This is a genomic window from Methanocalculus sp., assembly GCF_029762515.1.
GTDB lineage: Archaea > Halobacteriota > Methanomicrobia > Methanomicrobiales > Methanocorpusculaceae > Methanocalculus.
Genome location: NZ_JARVGN010000103.1, coordinates 1 through 6,045, shown reverse-complemented (window position 1 = coordinate 6,045; position 6,045 = coordinate 1). Strand labels below are relative to the sequence as shown.

At 50.0% G+C, this 6,045-nt stretch carries 8 protein-coding genes and 1 tRNA gene; 7 read left to right on the top strand and 2 right to left on the bottom strand.

The window, feature by feature from the left end:
* Both QCH34_RS05090 and thsA read left to right on the top strand, forming a co-directional pair.
* Positions 1 to 445, top strand: a 445-nt coding sequence (locus QCH34_RS05090; RefSeq protein WP_300331143.1) for an orotate phosphoribosyltransferase-like protein, incomplete at its 5' end; no start/stop codon positions are given.
* A gap of 72 nt (positions 446 to 517) precedes the next feature.
* Complete coding sequence (gene thsA, locus QCH34_RS05085) at positions 518 to 2,101, top strand: thermosome subunit alpha (protein ID WP_300331140.1); 1,584 nt, start codon at positions 518 to 520, stop codon at positions 2,099 to 2,101.
* A 56-nt stretch (positions 2,102 to 2,157) separates the two neighbouring features.
* On the opposite strand, the gene QCH34_RS05080 is transcribed toward thsA, so the two are convergent.
* On the bottom strand, positions 2,158 to 2,820 hold the full coding sequence (locus tag QCH34_RS05080) for an HAD family hydrolase (protein WP_300331137.1): 663 nt from the start codon (positions 2,818 to 2,820) through the stop codon (positions 2,158 to 2,160).
* Between the two features lie 143 nt (positions 2,821 to 2,963).
* Between QCH34_RS05080 and QCH34_RS05075 the strand changes: the two genes are divergently transcribed.
* The 5 genes from QCH34_RS05075 (at position 2,964) to QCH34_RS05055 (ending at position 5,352) form a co-directional block, all read left to right on the top strand.
* Positions 2,964 to 3,422: a PIN domain-containing protein gene (locus tag QCH34_RS05075; protein WP_300331134.1), complete on the top strand. Its 459-nt coding sequence runs from the start codon at positions 2,964 to 2,966 to the stop codon at positions 3,420 to 3,422.
* Positions 3,419 to 3,628, top strand: coding sequence for a hypothetical protein (locus QCH34_RS05070; RefSeq protein ID WP_300331131.1), 210 nt, complete (start codon positions 3,419 to 3,421; stop codon positions 3,626 to 3,628). Before QCH34_RS05075 ends, QCH34_RS05070 begins: the two co-directional genes overlap by 4 nt.
* A 574-nt stretch (positions 3,629 to 4,202) precedes the next feature.
* Positions 4,203 to 4,409 carry a hypothetical protein gene (locus QCH34_RS05065; RefSeq protein ID WP_300331128.1) on the top strand — a complete coding sequence of 69 codons (207 nt, stop codon included), beginning with the start codon at positions 4,203 to 4,205 and terminating at the stop codon, positions 4,407 to 4,409.
* 106 nt (positions 4,410 to 4,515) lie between these two features.
* Positions 4,516 to 4,600 (top strand) — tRNA-Ser (locus tag QCH34_RS05060).
* 134 nt (positions 4,601 to 4,734) lie between these two features.
* Positions 4,735 to 5,352 (top strand): chemotaxis protein CheC, encoded by a 618-nt coding sequence (locus QCH34_RS05055; RefSeq protein ID WP_300331122.1) that lies wholly within the window; start codon positions 4,735 to 4,737, stop codon positions 5,350 to 5,352.
* Between the two features lie 62 nt (positions 5,353 to 5,414).
* On the opposite strand, the gene QCH34_RS05050 is transcribed toward QCH34_RS05055, so the two are convergent.
* A partial coding sequence (locus QCH34_RS05050; RefSeq protein ID WP_300331117.1) for a HAMP domain-containing sensor histidine kinase occupies positions 5,415 to 6,045 on the bottom strand: 631 nt, incomplete at its 5' end.

Below are 6,045 nucleotides of genomic sequence, written 5' to 3'. Positions count from 1 at the left end.
AGACTGGACACGGGTCAGTTGTGATGCGCAACTGATTGAGGCCGTGGCAGCGATGATGATCGATGCATACATCCCACCAGCAGATCGTACCGAGCCTCTTGATGCCGACGTGATCGTCGGGATTGCAATCTCGGGCATCCCGCTTGCCACCCTTATCGGGGCACGTGAGGGATGCAGCCTTGCCGTATACCATCCTGCAAAACACGCCACATCAGAGACACCCATTGGATCAATCTCAGGAAATTTTGCAACAGTGAAGGAAAAACGCTGTATTATCGTTGATGATGTCATCACCTCAGGCAGGACAATCCAGGAAGTTGTTGCTTATCTCAGAAGGCATGGCGGAGTTCCGGTAGCGATATGGGTCCTCTTCGATAAGCGCGGTATCACCGAGGTTGAGGGGGTTCCTGTACACTCACTCTTCAGAATCTCCAGAATCGACTGACGGGGTTCCCAACATAGGATATATTTATATAGAAGTTCAATTCAATTTTTATCACTACAGGAGGATTACAGAGTGGCAAGTCATAATCAATTAACCGGACAACCAATCATTATTTTGCGGGATAACGTCGAACAGACCCGCGGACACGAAGCACAGCGATCAAATATCCTCGCGGCAAAAGCGATCTCAGAAGCGGTCAGGACGACCCTCGGGCCACGCGGAATGGACAAGATGCTCGTGCATGGAGACGATATCACCATCACCAATGATGGAGCAACCATCCTGAGCGAGCTCTCTGTTCAGCACCCCGGCGCCAAGATGGTGGTCGAGGTAGCAACCGCACAGGATGATGAGTGCGGTGACGGAACCACCACCGCAGCCATCATGGTCGGTTCATTCATGGAGCAGGCCGAACGCATGCTCAAGATGGGAATCCACCCGACAAACATCTCAAAGGGTTATTCCCTCGGCATGAAAAAGTCGCTTGAGATCCTCTCGGAACTCGCGATCAATGTCACCCCAGACGATAAAGAGAGCCTGATGAAGATCGCAAAGACCGCAATGATCGGAAAGACGATCGAGGCAGTCATGGAGAAGGCAGCTGATATCGTAGTAGATGCGGTTGCAACAGTTGCCGACAGTTCATCAGGCAGGATCGTCATCGATGAAGATGACATCCTTGTCAAGACCCAGAAGGGTGATGCGATGGATGACATCGAGCTTGTTCGGGGCGTTATCATCGGGAAAGCCCGTGTGGACGAGCAGATGCCAAAGATCGTCACGGGTGCAAAGGTTGCGATGATAAGCACTCCTCTTGAGATCACCAAGACCCAGACCAAGGCAAAGATCAAGATCTCCTCATCCGAACAGGTTGCGGCATTTGGCGATGCTGAGAGAGCTTCTTTGAAGAAGATTGCCGATCAGATCATCGCATCAGGTGCAAATGTACTCCTCTGCCAGAAAGGCATCGCCGATTCTGTGCAGTTCTACCTCGGAAAGGCCGGTATCTACACCCTTGAGGATGTGACCGAGAAGGAGATGAAGTATGCGGCAAAGGCACTCTGCGGAGAGATCGTCAACAAACCGGAAGACCTGACTGCCGAGACCCTCGGAACCGCACACCAGGTGGAGCAGATGGAAGGGGAGGATCTGACAAAGATCTCCGGCTGCGAGAACGCAAAGGCAGTGACAATTCTGATCCGGGGTTCCACCCAGTACCTCATCGACGAGCTTGACCGTGCAATCAATGATGCAAAGCGTGTCATCCAGGATGCAATGGAAGATGGCAAGTACACCATCGGCGGAGCCGCTGTTGAGACCGAGATGATCGTCCGTATCCGCGAATACGCAACAACCATCGGCGGCCGTGAGCAGATTGCTGTCGAGGCATTCGCAAACGCCTTTGAGATCATTCCGATCACACTTGCCGAGAATTCAGGTTTCAACCCGATCGATAAGCTGGTGGATCTGAAGAAGGCGCACTCAAACGGACAGAAGAATGCAGGCCTGAATGTCTTTACCGGAAAGATTGTCGACATGAGTGAAGAGGGTGTCTTTGAGCCGATGCGTGTAAAGCGCCAGGCAATCCAGAGCGCAGCAGAGATCGCATCCCTCCTGATCAGGGTCGACGATATGATGGTCACCCAGTCCCACTGATCCGGGAAGCACACCACCACCCTTCTTTTCCTTTTACAGAATACCAAAATTCCTTTTTAGAGATTGGGTGACACGAACTCCCGGATCTCATGCAGATCGGATACGATCCGCTCAACACCGGGTTTTCCTGAGAATCTATCCTGATCGCCCGGCGCCACCCTTGCAATGAACCGGACACCGGTCTTCAATGCTGCCTCATGGTCCTGTGGAGCATCACCGATGAAGAGGGTTTCTTCAGGTGAAACGCCGTTTGTAGAGAGGATCTCACGGATACAGTCCGCCTTTGATCGGGGAGATCCGTATATCCCATCAAAATACCCTGCAAGCCCCCGCCGATCTGCAATCTCCAGCATCTCTTCCCCGGGTGTTGCAGAGACGACATAGAGAGGGATTCTGCCCTTTAGGTCGTTTAAGAGCTCAAGAGCACCCGGAACAAGCGGGATAGAGAACATCTTCTCGCGGACAATTCCCGCATACCGCTCTCCAAGCAACTCTTCCTGTTCAGGGTTGAGTTCCTCATGGAGCATCTCTTTGTAGATGTGGCGGAACTTCACAAAACGGCTCATTCCTCCGTTATCAAGATGGTACTGCACGATCTCATCCTGATGTTTTGGTACAAACGAGAAGGTCTCGCGGAACGCTTCTGCCTTCATTGCAATGGACTCGGCGATGACCCCGTCGAAGTCAAAGATGATCAGACGGAGAGGGGTGTGCTGCATATAGTGAGTGTCTGTATTTCAAGCTGATAGTAGTGGCGATAGCAGTCCGGGGGGGCATAAAGGTTTCTGGATTCGTGCAGAGCGGTTTCGTATAGAATACCTAACGCCAATTATTTTAATAAATAGATCATGATCCTGATACAATGGGTATTGAGAAGAACACCCCAAAAGTTTATCTGGATGTCTGTTGTCTCTGCCGACCATTTGATGACCAGACTTCTATTCGGATCCGTCTGGAAATGACAGCAGTTCTCGAGATCATTCACCTCTGTTCCATAAATGAACTGAGTCTGGTAACTAGCGAAGTTATCCAAGAAGAAATCTCAAATATTCCAGATATTAACAAGCGAATTCGTGTTGAGAGACTGTTATTGGCGTCACACGAACATATTTATATTAACGAAGAAATTATTTCCCGCATGCATAAATTAATAGCAATGGGAGGTGATGCAATGGATTCGCTTCATATCGCATGTGCCGAAAAGGTTGATGCTTTATTCATTAGTACAGATGATGATCTCATATCATTTATTATAGGAAATCAAAACATACATATAAAAGGATATAATCCTGTTACCTGGCTTGAGGAGGAGAGACGATGAGTGCCAAAACATTGCAACAGATTCAGCGGGAAGGGCTTGATGTACTCGTTGAGCGACTTGGACCGGATGATGCCATTCGTTTCCTTCAGATCTATGAGCCTGGAAGAGGTGATTGGACAGAGGAAAGGAGAGCGATACTGGAGAAAGATCCAGATACAATCATCAGAAATATCCTTGAACGAAGAAAGAACGCGGATGTAATTTAGACGTAAGTTCTGCGTGGACCTTCGGATCTGCTGAGAGATGAAGGGGCTTATTCGCCCACTCATTTTTGAACAGAGGGGATCGAGCACCTACGCAATGATGCCGATTATCAAAAAGTGCAAAATATGGGCTCTTCGCTGATTCTTGTGGGTTTTCAATAGGGAACAAGTCATCATCTGATTATCAGGTGTTTGCATCACCATGAGGATCTGTTCACTGAGGCGTTTTCCCCCACCGCCCACTGCCCCGTCCGCACATGCTCCGCAAGGGAGGTTGTACTGGGCGGCCGCAGATGCTGGCGCGGGGAGGGGCGAGGATGCTCCGTCTGGCTTTCAGAGGAGATATGCCCCGATTCCTTCGGAATCGCCTTTCAGGTTGCTCTCTCGAGCAAGGGTGTATCACCTCTGCCAGCCTGTTTCTTTCGCGGACCCCGCCCCCCGATACCCGCGCCGCACCTGCTTCAAACAACCCACATACAATAGCGAGGAGGCAAAATATGAGATATCAGATCATTTTGTTGACGTCAACAAAATGGTCGCCCCTGGTTTAGGATTCGAGCGGGAGATAACCGACATAATGCTGACCAGATATGCCTGTCATCTCATTGCTCAGAATGGAGATCCCAGAAAAGAGTGTATACGCTCATTCCTTTTTGCCCAGAGTTATTTTACAGTACAAACACGCAGGCAGGAGGTCATTGAGGAGTATATTCGTCTTGCTGAACGCCTGAAGGCACGGGAACAGCTCCGGGAATCTGAGACGGAACTCACGAAATACCTATGAGAGGGGCGTAGACAATTCCGGGCAATGATGGCGGGTTAGTCTACGCATAGGAGAACCCTTCATAAGCCTTATTACCGCACAAATGAAATTCTATATCTCGATCTATGCCGAGGTAGTCTAGTCCGGGAAGGCGGTGGCCTCGAAAGCCACTGGTGTTCGGCACCTCGGGAGTTCAAATCTCCCCCTCGGCGTCTCAACCCTTTTTCTGAACCCAAAAATTCCCCAAAAGACTATTTGTTCTCCATGAATGGAACATCTGTTGCAACGTAACCGGGGAAATCCGATGCCCTTATAGTACCCTGGCACAGAATATTCATGATAGATCATGACAGTCCTGACACCGATGCAGGTGGATGCATTGAATGAGCTTGGGAATATCGGATCATCCCATGCCGCCAATGCACTCTCTGCCCTGCTGATGCACCAGATCCAGATGACCGTACCAGCTGTTGAGATCGTGGATCTGTCGGATATTCATGGGTATGTCACTGACGATCTCTTTGTAACAATCCTCTTTGAGATGCAGGGGGAGATCGATCATGCCGGGTATATCATCTTCCTGCTTCCGCTGGATTCAGCCATCCGGATGACCAATGTGCTCCTCGGGATAGCTGAAGAGAAACGGGAGTTGACTGAGATGGATGAGAGCACCCTTCAGGAGATAGGAAACATCATGTCTTCTGCATTCCTGAATGCAACCGCTGAGCTGCTCAGTGTCGTAATGCTCCCCTCCCCACCAAGCCTCGTTATTGATATGGGGCATTCGGCGATCGAGGAGATCCTTGCAGAACTGGCAGTTGAGGTGAACGAAGTGATCATCTTCCATACAACCCTCAAATGCGATCAGTATTCGATCAATGGCAACCTCATGATGATGCCCGCCATTGATACGCTGTCACAGATCCTGGCGATTATGGATCAGCTGCTGGAAGATTCAGCCTGAAGAGGCGACAAAAGGAGTTTTCTTGTCGGAAAAGAGAGCGATTGTAGGTAAGTCGATTATCTTCAGGCCGGATTCCCGATCCGGTACGCTCCCTCAGGCACAGAAATCTCAAACCGTGCACCCTTTCCTTCCTCACCTGTTTCGGTGATGGTGATTCCCGTGATCGCAAGAATTTCACGCACCAGAAAGAGCCCCATACCAGTGTTCTTGCCAAAACCACGCTTGAATATCTCCTCTTTTTCATCTTCGGGGACGCCTGTGCCATTATCTTCCCAGACGATTCTTAGGCCGGATGATGATGGGCGGCAGGCAATCTCTATCCGGGTTGCCCCTTCAGCATGCCGGAGGGCATTATCATAGAGGTTGTAAAAGACCTTCTCAAGCATCGGATCGCAATAGATCGAGTAACTCTCACATGCTGAATTGAGTGGGAGACGCTCTTCTGTTTCGATCCCCTCAATCAGAGTATCGATCGCAAACCAGGACGGCTTCTCAATTCCAAGCTGTTCGTACTGGCGGTTGAATACCAGGATATTCTGGATTACCATTGCTGCTGCCCTGACATGCCCGAGGTATTCTGCCTGTGTCGGATCAGTTGCTATCTCTTCGGCAAACCCGAGGAAACCATCGATGACCATGATCTTGTTGAGGATATCATGCCGGGTTATACCGGAGAGGAGGTGAAGCTTCTTG

Excerpts from the sequence above, each read along its gene's own strand:
- QCH34_RS05080 (WP_300331137.1), bottom strand. The coding sequence starts at position 2,820 with ATGCAGCACACCCCTCTCCGTCTGATCATCTTTGACTTCGACGGGGTC.
- QCH34_RS05075 (WP_300331134.1), top strand. The coding sequence starts at position 2,964 with ATGGGTATTGAGAAGAACACCCCAAAAGTTTATCTGGATGTCTGTTGT.
- QCH34_RS05070 (WP_300331131.1), top strand. The coding sequence starts at position 3,419 with ATGAGTGCCAAAACATTGCAACAGATTCAGCGGGAAGGGCTTGATGTA.
- QCH34_RS05065 (WP_300331128.1), top strand. The coding sequence starts at position 4,203 with ATGCTGACCAGATATGCCTGTCATCTCATTGCTCAGAATGGAGATCCC.
- QCH34_RS05055 (WP_300331122.1), top strand. The coding sequence starts at position 4,735 with ATGACAGTCCTGACACCGATGCAGGTGGATGCATTGAATGAGCTTGGG.